The following is a 17,928-nucleotide window of genomic DNA, read 5'->3' as shown; positions in this document are numbered from 1 at the left end:
GCTTATGCCCGATAGCTGGGGTAGTCGGGGAAGATGGGGATAAACTGCTTTTTGAGCACGTCGATCATGCCGATATCGGAGAATTTGACCAGCGGGATGACCGGCAGGGCCAGCGTGACGATGCGCAGCAGCGGATTTTTGAGGTCGAGCCCCAGGGTGCGCAGCGCCTTTTTCATGGCCACCGAGTCGGCGGCCACCTCGGCCCAGGGTTTTATGGACATGAGACCGCCCACCTGCAGCGGCAGGCTGCACAGCACCTGGCCGTTTTCGGCACAGCAGTAGCCGCCGCCCATCTCGACGAGCTGCCGGTAGATGGCGTAGCCGTCGGCCGGGTCGCTGAAGACGATGGTGAGGTTGTGGCTGTCGTGGCTGACGGTGGCGCCGTAAGCGCCTTTTTTGAGACCGAAGCCGCGCACCACACCAAAGGTGTGATTTCCTAGGCCGTGGCGGTTTTGGATCAGGGCGTAGTGCAGGTCGCTTTGGCCGGAGATGTCGATCAGGCCGTTTTTGACCGGCAGCTCTACGCGCTCGGCGCGGGAGAGCGAGCCCTGCATGTCGCTGTAGGTGAGCACGTTCACGGCCACCGTGTCGCCGCAGCCGGCGGGGGCACGCATCAAAAAGTCGTCGGCGGTGAGCTCTGGCACCCGGACCGAGTTTTTGTGCTCGAGGGGGAAATCTTTTTGCTGGATGTCGACGGTGAGCTGGCCGTCTTTGGCCACCAGTTTGCCGCCGAAGAACACCTCTTTGACGTTGAGTGTCTCGAGACTGTCGACCAGCAGCATATCGGCCACGCAGCCGGGGGCCACGGCACCCAGGTTCTCGAGGTGTGCCTCTTTGGCCACGTTGATGGTGGCGGCGCGCACCGCATCGATGGGGCGCATGCCCAGGCTGATGGCGTGGCGGGCCACGTCGTCGATATGGCCCACGTAGAGGATGTCATCGGCCTCGCGGTCGTCGGTGCACAGGCAGAGCTGGTCAAAGTAGGTGAAGTCTTTGACCCCCTCCCACACCGCCTCGACGTTGTAGGAGATGGAGCTGTCGCGGGCATCGACATAGATGCCGGCGCGCATCTTGTCTCTGGCCTCGGCGCTGGTGGTGGACTCGTGGCAGGTGGTGGGGCCGCCGATGCGGTAGGCCGACACCATGCGCCCGGTCTGGCCGGGCAGGTGGCCCTGCAGGTAGAGGCCGTTTTTCTCGGCCACCTCGATGATCTCCATCATGCGGTCGTCGCCCTCGACGACGCCGACAAAGTCCATCACCTCGGCCAGGCCGTGGACGTTCTCGAGCTTGGCCAGGCGGTCGATGGTGGCGGCGTCAAAGGTGGCGCCGGCGTTCTCGAGACCCGGCACCGCCGGCACGCAGGAGGGGATGTTTACGAGCTGGCGCATGGGCACGTCTAAAGCGGCGTCGTGCATGTAGCGCACCGCCTCTTCGCCCAGCACGTTGCCTATTTCATGGGGGTCGGTGACGGCGGTGGTGGTGCCGTGGATGAGCACCGCGGCGGCGAAGTTGCGCGGGGTGAGCATAGAGGACTCGATATGGACGTGGGCGTCGATAAAGCCGGGGATGATGGTCTTGCCCTGACCGTCGTACACCTCTTTGGCCAGGTGCAGATCGGCGGCGAGGTCGCCGGCCTCGACATGGGCCACAAAGCCCTGGTGCACGAACACGGTGGCGGGGTATACCTCGCCGGTAAATACGTTTAGGTACTGTACGTTTTTGATAGCCAGGTCGCACGGGACCTTGCCCAGCGCCGCTGCCAGCAGCGCCCGCTTGTCTTTGGGCTGGTATTTCATCTAGTTCTCTCCCTCTCTTATAGAGATAAAGGGCCGGTACCGGCGCCCCTGCCGCGCTGTGCCGGCGATGTGTACACACAGATACCGGCGCGGCTAGCCGAGGATGAAGTAGAGGATCAGCGGGACGCACAGCACGTACATACCGGGGTGGATCTTCTTAAATTTGCCGGTGATGACGTTGATGAACACGTGGCCGATGATGCCGGCGGCGATACCGCTGGCGATAGAGCCGGTGAAGATGCCGAACATGATCATCACGAAGGGGCCAAAGGCCTCGGTAAAGTCGGTAAAGTCGATCTTGCCGAAGTCGCTGATCATCAAAAAGCCCACGAAGATGAGCGCCGGGCCGGTGGCGGCGTCGGGGATCATTAAAAACAGGGGGGAGATGAAGATGGTGAGGATGAACAGGACGGCGGTGGTGACGGCGGTGAGGCCGGTGCGGCCGCCCTCCTCTACGCCGGAGGAGGACTCGACGAAGGTGGTGATGGTGGTGCAGCCGGTGAGAGCGCCGGCGCAGGTGCCGATGGCATCCACCAAAAAGGGCTTTTGGATGCCGGGCAGGTCGCCGTTTTCATCCAGCATATTGGCCTTGCTGGCCACGCCCAACACGGTGCCGAGGGTGGAGAAGAAGTCGCCGAAGAAGGCCACAAAGATGAGGATGAGGAACTGGGGAGAGAGGATGTTTTTAAAGTCGAAGTAGCAGAGGATGTTGCCCACCTGCGAGGCGTCGGGGACCTTTAAAAAGCTGGTGGGCAGCTGGGTGACGCCGAAGGGGATGCCGATGATGGTGGTGGCGATGATGCCGTAGAGCAGCGCGCCTTTTACCTTGAAGGCGGTGAGGGCGGCGATGATGAGCAGGCCGATGATGGCCACATATACCGAGGGCTTGGTGAAGTCGCCCATGCCGATGCCGTCGGCAAAGCTGCCGATACCGGTATTTTTAAAGCCCAGGTAGGCGATGAAAAAGCCGATGGCCGAGCCGATGGCGATCTTGATGTTTTTGGGCATCATGCGGACGATGAGGTCGCGGATGCCGAAGATGGACAGAGCCAGGAAGATGAGGCCCGACACCAGGATGATGGCCATGATCTGGCCAAAAGAAATACTACCGGATTGCAGCAGGGCGCCCAGCATAAAGTTGGTGCCCATTCCGGTAGATAGTGCAAAAGGCATATTCGCATAGAGACCCATAAGCAGGGTGATGAGGCCGCTGACCACCGCGCAGGTGACGAGGATCGCCTCTTTGGATATACTGACCCCGTTGATATCGACGATGGAGCTGGCATCGCCGAAGCCGACGATGGCGCTGGGTTGCACCACCAGCACATAAGCCATGGTCATAAAGGTGGTGAGGCCGGCCATCAGCTCGGTCTTGACGGTGGTCCCCCGCTGTTTGAGGCCAAAGAATTTGGACAGTTGTCCCATAGTTTCCTCCTCTTGGTACAAGTTATAGATGTGGGTAGCGAACTGTTGTCGGCAGTCACTAAATGACATTCTGGTAACTCATACGCACCGGCGGCGGACGGCAAAAAGCGGGGACCTGCCCCGACTTTTTGCACACTGTGCAGGGGCCCGCCGCCGACGGTGAGAAGTCTGCCATAGTACTTCATTTACGGTGAAGTGTAGAAACTATCTCCCATATCGAGATATTATATAGCAACTATCGACACCTAGATTATAAACGAACTGTGAACATGAGCACAAGCCCTGCGCCAGCTGAACTTTAGGGTGAAAAGGGACTATATTTTAGTAGAACACGACAAAAATTTTGAAAATATTTGTAGAATTGGGGGAACAGATCTCGGTGTGGCTGGGTGAGAACAACCATTTTTTAGCTGCGGCTCGGCTGGCGGCAGGCAACAAAAAAGCCGGCCGCAAGGGCCGGCTGGGGCCGGAGCCGGGCGAGAGTACCGCCTTAGGCGCCGCCCATCTGCACCAGCAGGTTGACGGCCAGGGCCAGCGCCAGCGGCACGCACAGCGCCACACAGCGGCCAAAAGGCATGAAGGGACGGCGGCCCTGCTGGCGGCCCACCTCGTCCATAAACTCGTTGGCGCTTTTGTCGGGGCCGCCGGAGAGGTAGTGGTAGTTGATAAGGGTCATCACCACGAACACCGCCATGAGCCCCAACAGGTAATAGGTGGTGTCGAACAGGAACCACAGCGCGATGCTCTGACCGGCGAAGATCACGGCGATGTACGCGATATACCAAAATGCCGCCTGCCGGTTCTGTTCCTTTTTGTCCATAGAGGTCTCCCCTTTCTGTGGGGCATAACCGCCCCTCTTTATTGCCAGTATAGCACAATATCTGTCTATAATCATCTGTTTTTCTGTGAACAGTGTGGATTGACGGGGATATTTTGCGGGGAGCGAGGTGGGGCGGTGCAAACGGTGGCCGGTGTATGGTGGATAGCAGGCGGGGATGATGGGCGCGGCAGGGGCGGTATGCGGGCGGCGAGCGGGTGCGCGCGATAGCAGGAGCGGCGGGCTGGTTGAGGGTTGAGGGCTGAGGATCTCAGATGGAGGGTGGTGGTGGGCGTGGTGCAAGGAGTGTGGAGCATGGGAGCGCGGCGCGCGGCGGGAGTTGGGAGCAGTGGCGGCAGGTAAGTGAGGGCGGGTATCGCGGCGGGACAGCGGTCCACCTGGCTGGGCGGGCGGTTGAGGCGGTGGGGACAGCGGCGGCGATGCGCGGGTGGAGGGCGGCGTGCTGCAGCGGGACTGGCGGGGGCGCTTTGACGGCTGAAAGCCGTCGGGCCGGACGCCGCTGGTCAGGCGGTACAGGATTTAGAGCCGACCCCGCATTTTGCGGGTATAGTACACCAGCGACAGCAGGCTGGGGACCCCCAGCCAGAGACACATCACGGCCAGCGTGACCACCTCGAAACAGGGGACGGCCACCAGGCCGGCGATGTAGAGCACCACCGCCGCCGGGGAGATGATACCGAGCAGTCGGTGGGCCAGATCCCAGGTGTCGCGGTCGCGGACCGTCCAGGGCAGGCGCAGGCCGGTGTGCCTGTTAAAGGGCAGCTTGGGCGACACCGCCCCGCTAAAGAGGATAACCACCGAGAGGATGGCGGCGGCCAGCCATTTTTCGCCATTTTGGGTGAGCTTTAGCACGCCGGTGCCCAGCAGGACGGCGACGGCAGTGCACAGCAGGAGCAGCACGACATGAAACAGGGTGGTGACCCGTATCGCCCCGAGCCGGCAGTTGCCGTCGGTGGGGCTGGTGAGCAGGGCCAGATTGCGATACAGCACCGCCAGCGCCGCCAACATACAGAGCCCCACCGCCACTGCGGCGGCCACCGGGCAGCGGCGCAGGGCCATCGCCAACAGCAGCGCCAAAAAGGTGAGACACAAAATGAGGTGCCGCTTATTTTCTATTTGGCGCAGAGTGCGGTAGGCGCGCACCTGTTGGGCCAACTGCTGGTTGAGCTGCGCCAGCTGCTCGCTGAGCTCGGCGATGGGGGCGCTTGGAGCGGTTGGGGCGGGGCTGCCCAGCAGCTGGCTGACCGGGACTTGCAGCAGCGCCGCCAGCTGTACCAGCATGTCGGCATCCGGCACCGACAGCCCTTTTTCCCATTTGGAGATGGTCTGCCGCACCACGTGCAGGCCGACGGCCAGCTGCTCCTGACTCATTCCTCTCTCGCGGCGCAGCGCTCTGATGTTGTCACCGATCACGGCGATCACGCTCCTTTCACCACGATCATAGCAGCTGGGGCGGCGGCGGGCAAGCAACGGATGTTAACAGTGGCCGACAGAGCGCGCGGGAGCGGGTGTTAGGCGGGTATCGTATCGAGACGGCGGGCTGGTTTGGGCTGGTTTGGGCTGGGTCTGGGCCGGGCTGATTTGGGCAGGGCTGGGCTGGGACCGGTATGCCGGGCTGGCCCCGTTGGCGGCGGGGCGACCAGCGATAGGGGCCGCGGCGACGGACTGCACTTAGCGGTACCGGGCAGCCGTTTCGTTTAGACCGGTTTTATTTCGCTGACCTGGCGGCATAGAAAAGAGCGCCCCGACACGGTGTATTTCGTGTCGGGGCGCTCTTTTAGAGTGTTGCGGGTGGTTTTTTGTTCACACCGGGGCGCGGCCGGGGCGGACAGCCCGCCTTTATGGATGGCTGGGGGAAACTACTTCCACAGGTCTTTGAGCCGCTCGAAAAAACCCTTCTGCTTCTCGTAATTTTGCTCGATAGAGAGGGACTGCTCGAACTCCTCCAGCTCTTTTTTCTGGTCTTTATTGAGCTTTTTGGGCACCTCGATAGACACCTTTACGTACTCGTCGCCTTTGCCGCGGCCGTTGAGGTAGGGGATACCTTTGCCCCGCAGCCGGAAAGTGGTGCCGGGCTGGGTGCCCTCGGGTACCTCGTACTTGACTTTGCCGTGGACGGTGGGCACCGTGACTTCGCCGCCCATGACGGCGGTGTAGTAGGTGATGGGCACCTCGACCCAGACATCGAACCCGCGGCGCTCGAACAGCGGGTCGGGCCGCACCGAGACGATGACGATGACGTCGCCGCTGGGGCCGCCGTTGACGCCGGCGTCGCCGTAGCCGCGCAGGGCGATGGTCTGGTCGTCGTCGATGCCGGCGGGGATGTTGACATCCACCTTTTTGGTGGCGCTGACCCGGCCGCCGCCACCGCACTTTTTACAGGGGGTGTCGACGATCTTGCCGGTGCCGCCGCAGCGCGAGCAGGGCCGCTGGCTCTGTATGACGCCGAACGGGGTGCGCTGGTTGGTGGTCACCTGGCCGGTGCCGCCGCAGTCGGGGCAGGTCTTGGGGCTGGTGCCTTTAGCCGCACCGGTACCGCCGCACTCGTCACAGGTCTCGAGCTTTTCGATGGTGATGGTCTTTTTACAGCCCTTGGCCGCCTCGAAAAAGTCGAGCACGATGTTTACGTGGTTGTCGGCCCCGCGGCGCGGCGCGTTGGGGTTCTGCCGGCGGCCACCGCCGCGGCCGCCAAAACCGCCGCCGAAAAAGGTCTCGAAAATATCGCCCAGGTCGTCAAAGCCGCCAAAGCCCGCGCCGCCGTAAGCGCCGCCACCGCCGCCAGCCCCGTAGCTGGGGTCGACACCGGCGTGACCGAACTGGTCGTAGCGCTGGCGCTTTTGCTTGTCGCTGAGCACCTCGTAGGCCTCGTTGACCTCTTTGAACTTTACCTCCGCCTCTTTGTTGCCGGGGTTTAGATCGGGGTGATATTTTTTCGCCTTTTTGCGGTAGGCCTTTTTCAGTTCGTCGTCGCTGGCGGTCTTTGCGACCCCCAGGACCTCATAGTAATCTCTTTTCTCTGCCAAAAGCTACCACCTTCTCCTCATGGTCGGCCCCGGCACAAATGGGGCCGGGCGTATGGGCCACAGGGACCCTATACCCGCCATAGGGGCGGGAGAATCATTCCCCCACCCCGCCGGCGCTGGGCGCGGACAGCGCCGCGCCATCTATGTGTTTGGCCCGCAGTCGATCAGGGCTGGGCCATTTTCGTGTGTGCTGAGTGCCGAGTGTTGTGTGCCATGTGCTGTACACAGTAAACAGTGCACAGTGCACGGTGAGCAGTTCCCGCAAAGGCGGCTTATTTCTTGTCCTCGTCGTCTTTGACCTCGGTGTACTCGGCGTCGACGACACCGTCGTCAGCCGGGGCCGACTGGGCGCCGGCAGCTGCCGCGTCGCCGGCGGGCTGGGCGCTGGCGCCCGCCTCTTTGTACACCCGCTCGCTGACGGCAAAGAAGGCTTTCTCCAGCTCCTCGCGCTTCTGCTTCATACCCTCGATGTTGTTTGCGCTGATCTCGGCTTTGAGGGCGTCGACTTTGCTCTGCAGGTCGCTCTTCTCGCTGTCAGTCATCTTGTCGCCCAGGTCTTTGATGCTCTTCTCGGTCTGGTAGACCACCTGGTCGGCGGCGTTTTTGGTGTCGATCTCCTCGCGGCGTTTCTTGTCGGCCTCGGCGAAAGCCTCGGCGTCTTTGACCGCTTTGTCGATGTCGTCTTTGGACATGTTGGTAGAGGAGGTGATGGTGATGTTCTGCTCTTTGCCGGTGCCCAGGTCTTTGGCCGACACGTGGACGATGCCGTTGGCGTCGATGTCAAAGGTGACCTCGATCTGCGGGACACCTCTGGGGGCGGGGGCGATACCGTCGAGGATAAAGCGACCCAGCGTCTTGTTGTCGGCGGCCATCTCGCGCTCGCCCTGCAGCACGTGCACCTCTACCGAGGTCTGGCCGTCGGCGGCGGTGGAGAACACCTGGCTCTTTTTGGTGGGGATGGTGGTGTTGCGCTCGATGATCTTGGTGGACACGCCGCCCATGGTCTCGAGGCCCAGCGACAGGGGGGTGACGTCCAGCAGCAGGATGCCCTCGACATCGCCGCCCAGCACGCCGCCCTGGATGGCGGCGCCGATGGCCACGCACTCATCGGGGTTGATGCCCTTGAACGGGTCTTTGCCGATAAAGCCCTTGACGGCTTCCTGCACGGCGGGGATACGGGAGGAGCCGCCCACCATCAGCACTTTGTCGAGCTGCGAGGCCGAGAGGCCGGAGTCGGACAGCGCCTGACGGACCGGGCCCATGGTGGCCTCGACCAGGTCGGCGGTGAGCTCGTTGAATTTGGCCCGGGTGAGGGTGAGATCTAAGTGTTTGGGGCCGGTGGCGTCGGCGGTGATAAAGGGCAGGTTGATGTTGGCCTGGGTCATGCCCGACAGCTCGATCTTGGCTTTCTCGGCGGCCTCTTTCAGGCGCTGCATGGCCATCTTGTCGCCGGACAGGTCGATGCCGCTGTCTTTTTTGAACTCGGCTACCAGGTAGTCCATCACCCGCTGGTCGAAGTCGTCGCCGCCCAGTTTGTTGTTGCCGGCGGTAGCCAGCACTTCCTGTACGCCGTCACCCATCTCGATGATGGATACATCGAAGGTGCCGCCGCCCAGGTCGTAGACCATGACTTTCTGGTCGTCCTCTTTATCTACGCCGTAAGCGAGCGCTGCGGCGGTGGGCTCGTTGATGATGCGCTTTACGTCCAGACCCGCGATGCGGCCGGCGTCTTTGGTGGCCTGACGCTGGGCGTCGGTGAAGTAGGCGGGGACGGTGATGACCGCCTCGGTGACCGAGCTGCCCAGATAGGCCTCGGCGTCACCTTTGAGCTTTTGCAGGATCATGGCCGAGATCTCTTGCGGGGTGTACTTTTTGTCGTCGATAGCGACGGTATAGGAAGAGCCCATGTGCCGCTTGATGGAGCTGATGGTCTTTTCGGGGTTGGTGATGGCCTGACGTTTGGCCACCTGACCCACCATGCGCTCGCCGGTCTTGGAGAAGGCGACCACCGAAGGGGTGGTTCTGGCGCCCTCTGCGTTGGCGATGACTACTGCCTCGCCGCCCTCCATGACGGCTACGCAGGAGTTGGTGGTGCCCAAGTCGATGCCGATGATTTTTCCCATTGTTGTTTCCTCCTTATATAAAACCTGATATTTTACCAAATCGTCTGTCTATGAAAAAGGGTCTGCCGCCCGCACAGGTGTTTTTGCATGTACGGTACAGGTGGCCGTGCGGCCCTGAGATTTTGCGCTGCTATAAGTGGCAATGTGCCCCTGCTTTCTTCTGTAAATGGCCAGCGACCAGTGTCTTACATCGACACTGTGACCGGAAGAAGGGGCGGTGCCGCGCACAGCGGCAGGAGGGGCTGCGCCCCGACAGCGCCTTCTTCTTGGAGTGGCAAATTTCTAATTTGCCACTTTTACCATGGCATACCGGATGACCCGGTCGCCCATGACGTAGCCCTTTTGGAACACATCTACGATGGCCCCTTCACCCAGTTCGTCGTCCTCGATGTGCATGACGGCGTTGTGCAGGTTGGGATCGAAACTGCCGCCGGCGGGGTCCACCTCGGTGACGCCCAGCTTTTCGAGCGCCGCTTTGAATTGGGTGACGACCATGGCGATGCCTTTGGTAAAGTCGTCCTCGGTCTCGCTGGCCGCCAGCGCCCGCTCCAGATTGTCGAGCACATCGATAAACTGGGTGACGGTGCCGGCCACGCCTTCGGCGTAGATGCCGTCTTTTTCTTTGGTGGAGCGCTTGCGGAAGTTATCGTACTCGGCGCTTATCCGCAGCAGGCGCTCCTGCAGCTGGCTGTTTTCCTCTTTTTGCTTATCCAGCTCCTCCTGCAGGGGATCTTTTTTCTTTTTGCGGTGTTTTTTCTCTTTGCTCTCCGCCTTTTCCTCTGATGGGATCTGGTCCTTGTCGGTACTGGGCGGGTCGCCGGCAGCGGCCGTAGCCTGCTGCACCTCGTTGTCTGCGCCGGGCTGCTGGGCCTCGGTCTCTGGCGTCTTCTCTTCGCTGTTCACCTAAAAGCTCCTTTCTGGCCCGCTGGCCGCGGTCACTGGTCGCCCTCACTGTCGGCGCCACTTAAAATATTGCCGAGCAGGGCGGTAAAATATTCTATATGGGGTATGATCTTGCTGTAATTGAGGTAACTGGGCCCGATGACGCCCAGCACGCCGCTCTCGCCACCGCCGGAGCGGTATGGGGTGCTGACAAAGGCGATACCCGACAGGTTGGCACCCAGGTCGTCGCCCATGGTGATGGCGATCTGCCGGGGGGCGGGGCTCTGGTCGCGCCGGGCGCGCTGCTGCAACAGGTCGAGAAAGGTGAAAAAGTCGGTGTCTTGCCGGGCGTAGCGCAGGAGGTTGGTCTGCCCCTGCACCTGCACCTTTACCGAGCACAGCTCCTGACACAGGCCGATGAGCTGGGCCAGCACCGGCTTTAATACCGGGCAGGCCGCCAGCACCGCCAGCATCTCGCCCTGCAGATGGGCGGGGACGATCTCGCCCACCGGGCGGTCGAGGATGTTGCGGCGGACAAAGTTCTCGAGCACTACCAGCGCGTCGGCGTCGGCCGGCTCCTCCAGCCGACACACCCGGTTGAGCACCAGCCCGCCGCCGGTCATGGCCACGATGGCCAGAGTGGTGGGCGAGAGCAGCAGCAGCTCGATCTTCTGAAAGCATATATCCTGCATTTGGGGGGAGGTGGCCAAGGTGGCGTACTGGGTGAGGTAGGCCAGCAGGTTGCCCGCCCGCTGCAAAATGCTGTCGGGATCGGGCAGGCCGTGGGTCAAAAACTGGGCGATCTGCTGCTGCTCGTCGGCCGAAAGCTCGTCGCGCTCCATCAGGTGGTCGATGTAAAAGCGGTAGCCCAGACTGGTGGGCACCCGGCCGGCCGAGGTGTGGGGGTGGGTGAGAAAGCCGTACTTCTCGAGGGCGGCCATCTCGGCGCGGATGGTGGCCGAGGACATGCTGATGCCCGGCAGCGCGGCGATGGCTTTGCTGCCCACCGGCTCGCCGGTGCGGGCATATGCGTCGCAAATGGATTTTAATATGAAGCTCTGTCTCTGGGTGATCAAACCGCCCGCACCTCCTGCCCGGGCAGCCCGCCGGCAGAAAACCGGCAGCCGCCGCTCTATCTTTTCTTTAGCACTCATATACATCGAGTGCCAACACATACAATGTATCACGAAAGTCAAACAAAGTCAAGCGAGGATTTTACAATTTACATATTGGTCACAAACCGGCCTTACAACCGCTAAACATCGCCGTTTATCCCGCTGTTTTGACAGCGGTGCAGCGGCGGCGTATACTGGTGGGCGAGAGACTGGCAGCCATTTGCCAGGCGACGATGATAGAGGAGAGTTGCGACATGCCCACTGATAGACCGACCGCCCCGGCGGTACGCCCCTTTGCACCCCAAGACCTGCCCCAGATGACCGCGCTGTGGAACGACGTGGTCGCCGCCGGCTGTTACTTTCCGCAGGAGGTGCCGCTGGCCGCGGCGGAGGCCGGTGACTTTTTTGCCGCCCAGTCGTTTACCGGTGTGGCGGAGCTAAACGGCCGGGTGGCGGGCCTTTACATTTTGCACCCCAATGGGATCGGGCACTGCGCGGTGACGGCCAACGCCTCCTACGCGGTGGACGCCGGCTGCCGGGGCCAGCACCTGGGGGAGCTGCTGGTGCGGCACTCGCTGCAAAAAGCGCGGGAGCTGGGCTTTGTGGGGCTGCAATTTAACGCCGTGGTGTGCACCAACGCCCCGGCCATCGCCCTGTATAAAAAGCTGGGCTTTACCCAGCTGGGGACCTGCAAAAACGGCTACCGGCTAAACGATGGCCGCTGTGTGGACCTGCTGCTGTTCCACCACCCGCTGTAGTGCGATATGAAAACAGGCCGTGCCTGTCGCCGTTTGGCGACAGACACGGCCTGTTTTTTTGTGAGAGCGCCCGCCTGGCTGACGGGCAGGCATCGGCAGCGGACACCAGAGCGGGGGCGCGAGCCGGAAGTGGCGGGCCGGCGTCGGTGCGGTCTGCCGCCGACAGGTGGGCGCTCGGGCCCGGCCGCTACATACCGCCCTCTAGGGGGGTACGGTCTTGCCGCTGCCGCCGGCGGTGAGCGTATAGCCCTGCCCCGCCTGCAGGCCGGGCGCCGAGAGGCAGTACCACTGGTAGCTCTTTTCAGCGGTGACCGAGAGCAGCGCGTTGCCGGCGGCATCGGTGAGCGTGAGCTGTGCGCCGGCGGAAATGCTGGCAGTACCGGCGATAAAGGGCTGGCTGGAGGACTGGTCGGGCTGCTGGGCCATACCGGAGCTGCCCAGAGCCAGCAGCGTACCGCCGGAGAGATCAAATGAGTCGTCGAAATCCAGCGCGCCGTCGCCGCCGCTGGTGGGGCCCTGCACGGTGACGGTGCCACCGGTCATGGTGATGCTGCCGTTGGCGTCGAGACCGTCGCCGCTGGCATTTACATAGAGCGTACCGCCGCTTATGGTGAGACTGGCCCCCTGACTCTGCTCAAAGCCGCCGCGGCCGAGGCCGGTCTCGGGGTTTTGGGCGCTGTCGCTCTGCTCGTCCTGTCCGGCGTCGCCGGCGGCGTTGATGCCGTCGTCGCTGGCCAGGATCTGGATATCGCCGCCGGACAGCAGGATATCAAAGGCCTCGAGCCCCTCGTAGCTCCTTGTAATGTCGATGGCGCCGCCCTCGACGGTGAGCGTGCGGTCGGCGTGCATGCCGTCATCGCCGGTGGCGATGGTGTAGCTGCCGCCGGTGACGGTGATGGAACTGTCGCTGTGCACCCCGTCGTCGTAGGCGTCGATGGTCCCGGTGCCGCCGGCCAGCACCAGATCCACATAGCACTTGAGCCCCTTGGTGCTGTTGCTGATGCTGTCGTCATCGGTGGCGGCGACGGCTTGGGCCGTGACCTGACTGCCGGCGGCCAGTGGCCGTTGGCCGCCCGGTCCGCCGCCACCGCCGCCCCAGGGCAGCTCGGCATCGGGCACGTTTTGATTTTGGGGGGCGTTGGCGCTGCCGCTGCCGGTGGTGAGATCGAGCGTGCCGCCGTTTACCCGCAGCAGCGTCTCGGCCTGGATGCCGTCGCCGTCTGCACGGATACAGATGTCGCCGCCGTCGATCATCACATAGCCGCGGGTGGCGTCTTCCGTGTTGGTGGCCTTGATACCGTCGCCACCGGCGGTGATGGTGAGACTGCCGTCTTTGATCGAGACACTGTCTTTGCCCACCGCCCCGTTGCCGGCGGCGGTGATATCGACAGTGCCGCCGACAACTTTGAGGGCGTCTTTACACTTGACACCGTGCTGGGCGGCAGCCTGCACGGTGAGCGACCCGCTGCCGTTCACCGTGAGATCGTCTTTGGCGAAGATGGCGGCGTCAGGGTCGTCCTGGCTCTCGCTGGGGCGGGCGTCGATAACTGTGTTTTGACTGCCGGGGGCCAGCGTGAGGATGGTATCGCCGTCTTTTATATAGAGGGGCGCCGAGCTGGCGCAGCTGATCGATACGCCGTCCAGCACCAGCTTGACCGCCTCGCTGCCGGAGACCTCGACGATGATCTGTCCGTCGCTGATCGCGCCGCTGAGCAGGTAGGTGCCGGCCTTGGTGATGGTGACCGTGCTGCCGCTGACGGTGGCCCCGCTACCGCTGACGGTGCTGCCGCTGTCGCTGAGTACGATGGTGGGGCTGTCGTTTGACCAGCTGGCATCGAGCTTTTCATCGCTGTACTTGCCGGCGGACAGCGCGACGGCATTTATGGTGGCGTGGCCGTCGGCGGTGAGCACCTGGGCCACGGACGGTGCATCTTCTGACTGGGTGGCGGTGCCGGTGCTGGCGGTGGACTGCTGCCGGCCGCTACAGCCGGCCAGCAACAGCCCGGCCAGGCACAGCGCCAGATATTTTTTACCCGTTCTTATCACTTTCATCACCCGCCTATAGCTCCTGCTGCTCGGATGCCAGACGCCCGCAGCTGACTGTCAAGTTGCCGTTGCGGCAGCGGATGGCGTCGATCATCTGTTTTTCGCGGCGGCTGTCGCGCAGCACCACGGTATAGCACAGCTGATACATGCTGCCCAGGTTGGTGGTCTTGACCTTGACCAGCGCCGACTCTTTGGTGTACTCGGCCAGGATGTCGTCGAAGATCTCGGTATAATCGAGGTTTTCGGGGATGGTGATGGACAGGTCTTTTTGTTCCCACCGGTGCTCGCCAAAGCGGGTCTTGCCCAACAGGAGCAGCGCCAGACCCACCAGCAGCGAGAACAGCGCCGCCAGCGTGAGATAGCCCATACCGGTGGCCAGGCCTACGGCCATGGCGATAAAGATGGCCACGATCTCACGGGAGGTGCCGGGCGCCGAGCGAAAGCGGACCAGACTGAAGGCGCCGGCCACCGCCACGCCGGTGCCCACGTTGCCGTTGACCATCATGATGACCACCTGCACCGTTACCGGCAGCAGCACCAGCGTCATGACGAAGTTTTTGGTATAACTGCCCAGCTGCATATACACCACGGCGATAAACAGCCCCAGCGCCAGCGAGACCAGCGCACACAAAAGCGCCTGGCCGATATCCAGCCCGCCGGTGACCCCGGTCAAAATACTGTCAAACATCATCGATCTATCCTTTCGCGCCCAGGGCTGCCGGGCCAAACAGACCGCGGCTGGCCAGTGTAGGTGTACAGCCCGCTGTTGGGGCGGGGTGCTCTCCCCGAGGTAATGTCAGCTGCCCCCGGGAGAGCGCCCGCCGGTATACGCTGCCGTACTTGGAAAAAGAGATCGGGTACAGCTGCATCGCGGACAGCAGCTGAGACAGCCAAAGCGGATAGGCGCCGGGGACCTTGATCTCCATAATAAAGTGACTGGGATCGAGCAGCTCGTCCTGAGGGCTGTCCTCCAGGCTGATGTGACTGCGCCGGCTGCGGATGCGCTCGTCGATGGTGATGCGCAGGCCGTCTTCGCCGGTAAAGGCCTCGCGGTCGTAGGCCAGGTACAGCGCTGGGCGCGGGCGGTAGAAGGAAAAGAAGTACTGGATCTCGCGCAGCACCTGATCGGGGCACGGGGGCAGCTGGCCGCGGCGCAGAAAATCGCCGGCCTGCGGGCGGCTGAGCGCGGTGCGCCGCTTGTACACGATACCGCGGTATTTTTTCTTGATCTCTAAAAACACGGTGCTGTCGCCGGTGAGCTGGTTATAGCAGCGCACGCGAAACTTCTCTTTGTATTTGGGCCCCTCGATGGACTGGCGGATCAGGGCGTAGGTATCGGTGTCGTAATAGATATTGTGGATGGTGTGATGGCCGTATTGGTCCAGCTGGATACGGCCGGCGGCCGCCTGCAAAAAGTCCGCCCGCTGCCGGGCGGTGAGCCGGTACTTTTGTTCTACCCGCTCAAAGACGCGTTCCTCGCGCATACTGTGTCACCTCTCTACTTTGATGCTACCAGCATAGCCGGGCTATCTGTAAAGAAGATGTAAAGCCGGTGAAAGTTGTGTGAATACCGCCCCAGGAGATGCCTGCCGGCGCGCGGCGCCGCTAAGACGCAGCGAGCGGGCCCTGACAGCAGATGCGTCAGGGCCCGCTTAGACCGTTTTTATTGAGCTCCCATCAGCCAAACAGCAGTTTGGCGGTGATAGCATTGGAGAGCAGAAAGCCCGCCGGTGTGAGCGAGACCCGGCTGCCCTGTACCAGCACCAGACCGGCTGCCGCCAGCGGCGCCGCCCGGCCGGTGACCGCCGCCAGATCGATATCCGGGTCGGGCGGGAGACGGCCGCTGCGCAGCTGGCGGCTGGCGGCCGACACGTCAAGCCCGTCGGTGAGCCGCAGCCGCAGCATGCAGTACTCCTCCAGATCGCTTCTCCCCTCGTGCCGCAGCAGCTCCAGCCCGCCGCCCAAAAAGGCAGACAGGTCGCTGGGGTAGTAACAGCGCCGGCCGCGGTACAGGCTGTGGGCGGCCGGACCGATACCGATGTAGTCCTCCAGCTGCCAGTATTTCATGTTGTGCACACACCGGCGGCCGGGCCGGGCGAAGTTGGATATCTCGTACTGGTCGTACCCCAACTGGGAGAAAGCCTGCACCGCCGCCAGGTAGAGGTCGGCCACCGCGTCCTCGTCAGGCAGGTCCAGCGCATCCTTTTGCGCGTACAGCGGGGTGCCCGGCTCGAGCTTTAGCATGTAAGCTGAGATGTGGGTGGGGCGCGTCTCGTGCAAAAAGGCCGCCATATCGTCTGCCGCCTGCACCTGCTGGCCGGGCAGGCCCAGCATAAAGTCGACCGACAGATCGCTAAACCCGGCGGCGCGGGCATCCAGCAAGCTGTCTTTTGCCTGCTGCACGGTGTGCAACCGACCCAGCTGTACCAGCTGGGCGTCACAGGTGGACTGCACCCCAAAAGAGAGCCGGTCTACCCCGGCTTTTCGCAGGGCGTTGTACTGGTGGGGGGCGATCGTGGCGGGGTTGCACTCCATCGATATCTCGCAGCCGGCCGCGACGTTAAAGTGGCGGCGCACCGCGTCTAGGACGGCGGGGATATCGTCGGCCAGCAGGCTGGGGGTGCCGCCGCCAAAATAGATGCTGTCCACCGTTTCGCCGCTGCACCGCTGCCCCCACAGGGCGATGTGCCGCCCTAACGCCCGCAGGTAGTCGGCCCGCTGCTGCCGGCCGCCGGGCAACGAGTAGAAGCTGCAGTAGGCGCATTTGCGGGCGCAGAAAGGTATGTGGATATACAGGCCGACAGCCATAGGCGCACCTCCCATAGAAAAGTAAAGAACAACTTTTGACAGAGAGAGCCGCCGCCCCAAGGCGGTGGCTCTCTGTCAACGGATCACATGTGTAAGATCTGGACGACCGATGATGCGGCAGACCCGCACCGCGAAAAATACATTATTGCGAAGCAGCGGGAGGGACGGTATCCCGACAGTAGTTCTTACACTTTTTGCGCCACTGGGTGGGAAACACGATCTCTCCATTCGTACCGAGCCCGTATGACCTTTTGCGCAAGAACAAGCATCAAGCGTACCACTGACCGTAAGAATCCTGTTGTTGCAGCGCAACACGAGGGGCTGCGCCCCGTGAGGGATTCTTACTCTTTTTGCGCTACTTGGTGGGGAACACGATCTCTCCATCCGCACCGAGCCCGTGTCACCTTTTGCGCAAAACAGTCAGTAAGCGTACCACTGACCGTAAGAAATACGTCGCTGCGAAGCAGCGGGAGGGGCTGCGCCCCGACAGGATTTCTTACTCTTTTTGCGCCACCAGGTGGGGAACACGATCTCTCCATCTGTACCGAGCCCGTGTGACCTTTTGCGCAAGAACAAGCATCAAGCGTACCACAGACCGTAAGAAATACGTCGCTGCGAAGCAGCGGGAGGGGCTGCGCCCCGACAGGATTTCTTACTCTTTTTGCGCTACTAGGTGGGGAACACGATCTCTCCATCCGTACCGAGCCCATATGACCTTTTGCGCAAGAACAGGCATCAAACGCACCACGGACCGTAAGAATCCTGTTGTTGCAGCGCAACACGAGGGGCTGCGCCCCGAGAGGGATTCTTACTCTTTTTGCGCCACCAGGTGGGAAACACGATCTCTCCATCCGTACCGAGCCCGTATGACTTTTTGCGCAAGAACAAGTATCAAGCGTACCACTGACCGTAAGAATCCTGTTGTTGCAGCGCAACACGAGGGGCTGCGCCCCGACAGGATTTCTTACTCTTTTTGCGCCACCAGGTGGGAAATACGATCTCTCCATCTGTACCGAGCCCGTGTGACCTTTTGCGCAAAAACAGACAACAGCGAACCACAGACCGTAAGAATCCTGTTGTTGCAGCGCAACACGAGGGGCTGTGCCCCGAGAGG

The 17,928-nt window shown here is 62.2% G+C and carries 13 protein-coding genes and 1 riboswitch; of the genes, 1 reads left to right on the top strand and 12 read right to left on the bottom strand.

The window, feature by feature from the left end; all coding sequences use genetic code 11:
• Positions 1–2: 2 nt before the first annotated feature.
• The 8 genes from C6Y32_RS10405 to hrcA all read right to left on the bottom strand — a co-directional run bounded on the left by C6Y32_RS10405 (position 3) and on the right by hrcA (position 11,163).
• Positions 3–1,796 (bottom strand): adenine deaminase, encoded by a 1,794-nt coding sequence (locus C6Y32_RS10405; RefSeq protein ID WP_105205188.1) that lies wholly within the window; start codon positions 1,794–1,796, stop codon positions 3–5.
• A gap of 93 nt (positions 1,797–1,889) precedes the next feature.
• The gene (locus C6Y32_RS10400) at positions 1,890–3,221 is read right to left on the bottom strand and encodes an NCS2 family permease (protein ID WP_105205187.1); all 1,332 of its coding nucleotides are present in this window, start codon (positions 3,219–3,221) and stop codon (positions 1,890–1,892) included.
• Positions 3,222–3,375: 154 nt separating this feature from the next.
• Positions 3,376–3,473: riboswitch (purine riboswitch) on the bottom strand.
• Between the two features lie 238 nt (positions 3,474–3,711).
• Entirely contained in the window at positions 3,712–4,041 is a 330-nt protein-coding gene (locus C6Y32_RS10395; RefSeq protein ID WP_105205186.1) for a hypothetical protein, read from the bottom strand.
• Positions 4,042–4,578: 537 nt separating this feature from the next.
• On the bottom strand, positions 4,579–5,472 hold the full coding sequence (locus C6Y32_RS15390; RefSeq protein WP_164998225.1) for an XRE family transcriptional regulator: 894 nt from the start codon (positions 5,470–5,472) through the stop codon (positions 4,579–4,581).
• A gap of 446 nt (positions 5,473–5,918) precedes the next feature.
• Positions 5,919–7,082, bottom strand: coding sequence for a molecular chaperone DnaJ (gene dnaJ, locus C6Y32_RS10385; protein ID WP_105205185.1), 1,164 nt, complete (start codon positions 7,080–7,082; stop codon positions 5,919–5,921).
• 272 nt (positions 7,083–7,354) lie between these two features.
• The gene (gene dnaK, locus C6Y32_RS10380) at positions 7,355–9,205 is read right to left on the bottom strand and encodes a molecular chaperone DnaK (protein WP_105205184.1); all 1,851 of its coding nucleotides are present in this window, start codon (positions 9,203–9,205) and stop codon (positions 7,355–7,357) included.
• A 282-nt stretch (positions 9,206–9,487) separates the two neighbouring features.
• On the bottom strand, positions 9,488–10,108 hold the full coding sequence (grpE, locus tag C6Y32_RS10375; RefSeq protein ID WP_105205183.1) for a nucleotide exchange factor GrpE: 621 nt from the start codon (positions 10,106–10,108) through the stop codon (positions 9,488–9,490).
• A gap of 32 nt (positions 10,109–10,140) precedes the next feature.
• A complete protein-coding gene (gene hrcA, locus C6Y32_RS10370; RefSeq protein ID WP_164998224.1) occupies positions 10,141–11,163 on the bottom strand; it encodes a heat-inducible transcriptional repressor HrcA in 1,023 nt (340 codons plus the stop codon).
• Between the two features lie 293 nt (positions 11,164–11,456).
• Between hrcA and C6Y32_RS10365 the strand changes: the two genes are divergently transcribed.
• Positions 11,457–11,960, top strand: coding sequence for a GNAT family N-acetyltransferase (locus C6Y32_RS10365; protein WP_105205181.1), 504 nt, complete (start codon positions 11,457–11,459; stop codon positions 11,958–11,960).
• 201 nt (positions 11,961–12,161) lie between these two features.
• Here C6Y32_RS10365 and C6Y32_RS10360 read toward each other — a convergent pair whose 3' ends face one another.
• The 4 genes from C6Y32_RS10360 to hemW form a co-directional block, all read right to left on the bottom strand.
• Positions 12,162–14,012 (bottom strand): carbohydrate-binding domain-containing protein, encoded by a 1,851-nt coding sequence (locus tag C6Y32_RS10360; protein ID WP_105205180.1) that lies wholly within the window; start codon positions 14,010–14,012, stop codon positions 12,162–12,164.
• 7 nt (positions 14,013–14,019) lie between these two features.
• Positions 14,020–14,694, bottom strand: a complete 675-nt coding sequence (locus tag C6Y32_RS10355) for a DUF4956 domain-containing protein (protein ID WP_105205213.1) — start codon at positions 14,692–14,694, stop codon at positions 14,020–14,022.
• 7 nt (positions 14,695–14,701) lie between these two features.
• Complete coding sequence (locus C6Y32_RS10350) at positions 14,702–15,490, bottom strand: polyphosphate polymerase domain-containing protein (RefSeq protein WP_105205179.1); 789 nt, start codon at positions 15,488–15,490, stop codon at positions 14,702–14,704.
• A gap of 193 nt (positions 15,491–15,683) precedes the next feature.
• Positions 15,684–16,814: a radical SAM family heme chaperone HemW gene (gene hemW / locus C6Y32_RS10345; protein ID WP_164998223.1), complete on the bottom strand. Its 1,131-nt coding sequence runs from the start codon at positions 16,812–16,814 to the stop codon at positions 15,684–15,686.
• Positions 16,815–17,928 lie beyond the last annotated feature (1,114 nt).

The organism is Neobittarella massiliensis (ex Bilen et al. 2018) (assembly GCF_900289145.1).
GTDB classification, from domain to species: Bacteria; Bacillota; Clostridia; order Oscillospirales; family Ruminococcaceae; genus Neobittarella; species Neobittarella massiliensis.
The sequence above is the reverse complement of the archived record's forward strand: the minus strand, read 5'-3'. Positions and strand labels throughout refer to the sequence as shown.